The sequence below is a fragment of the Nocardia sp. 852002-20019_SCH5090214 genome (genome assembly GCF_001665865.1).
GTDB classification, from domain to species: domain Bacteria; phylum Actinomycetota; class Actinomycetes; order Mycobacteriales; family Mycobacteriaceae; genus Nocardia; species Nocardia nova.
This window is the reverse complement of the sequence record NZ_LZMK01000236.1, coordinates 1-860: the sequence shown is the minus strand read 5'-3', so window position 1 is coordinate 860 and position 860 is coordinate 1. Positions and strand designations below refer to the sequence as shown.

The following is an 860-nucleotide window of genomic DNA, read 5'->3' as shown; positions in this document are numbered from 1 at the left end:
GTCGGCCGCCACAGCGTCCGCCAGGTCGACGTCGAGGGCCTGGTCGGGACGGCCTTCACCCACCGCGATTCCCGCGCCGGCGACCCCGATCTGCACACCCACCTCGTCATCGCCAACAAAGTCAGGCGGATCCAGGACGGGCAGTGGGGGTCCCTAGATGGGCGGATGATCTACGCCCACAATGTGCCCGCCTCCGAGTTGTACAACACCCGCCTCGAACACCACCTCGAAGAAGCCCTCGGTTTGGTGTTCGTCGAGACCCCGGACCGGGACATGTACAAACGCCCGATCCGCGAACTCGCCGGTGTGGCACCGGAGTTGATGGCGGCCTGGTCCACACGCGCAGAGGCCATCACCACCAAACTCACCGACCTGGCCGCCGCGTTCCAGCGGCGCCACGGCCGCGAACCCACCGCGAAAGAACGGCTGCGCCTGGGTGAGGAGGCGACGCTGGCAACCCGTGGCGGTAAGCATCACGCCCGCTCCCGCGCCGAACAACGCGGCGACTGGCGGACCCAGGCTGCCGAGATCCTGGGCGGGGACCAGGCCGTGGACGCGATGGTCGCCACCGTGCTCGACCGGCAACGCCAGCTCCGCAACACGGTCACCGACGCCGAGATCATCGACACCGCTGCGCGTGTGGTTGGTGTCGTCTCCGAGCAGCGAGCGACCTGGCAGGCCCGCCACCTGCGCGCCGAGACCTACCGCCAGCTCCGTGGCCGTGTCGACCCGGACCAGTGGCAGACCGTCGTCAACGCGGTGATGGCGGCCGCGCTCACCTCGCCGTTGTCGATTCCCCGCGGCGACCACGACACTGCCGCCCCCACACCGGCTTTGGCCCGCGCGGACGGGACCAGCGT

At 69.9% G+C, this 860-nt stretch carries 1 protein-coding gene; it reads left to right on the top strand.

The features are described 5' to 3' along the window. Positions 1 to 860, top strand: an 860-nt coding sequence (mobF, locus tag A5780_RS19210; RefSeq protein ID WP_156769558.1) for a MobF family relaxase, incomplete at both ends; no start/stop codon positions are given.